A 233-nucleotide genomic window follows, 5' to 3' on the forward strand; every position below is an offset into this window, starting at 1 on the left:
GGTGTGGTTCAATTCGCTCTCTGAAATACGTATGGTCACTGATCGGCCCGGCTAGTACCAACGGCATACCGGCTTCCCTGGCGGCCGCAATCGCATGGTGTGCACCCTTTTCCGGAACAAGGCGCCCAAACCAGATCAGTCGATGTCCGCCAGGTCCCTCAGTCCATTGATCGGTATCAACTCCGTTGTGCACGACCTCGACGTCGCCGGCTGCCTGTTTCCATGAATCGGCG

1 pseudogene is annotated in these 233 nt (G+C 58.4%); it reads right to left on the reverse strand.

The window, feature by feature from the left end:
• Positions 1–233: pseudogene (locus CVH10_RS27170) on the reverse strand (hypothetical protein); the annotation flags it as partial.

Source organism: Halomonas sp. ND22Bw (assembly GCF_003011945.1).
GTDB classification, from domain to species: domain Bacteria; phylum Pseudomonadota; class Gammaproteobacteria; order Pseudomonadales; family Halomonadaceae; genus Halomonas; species Halomonas halophila.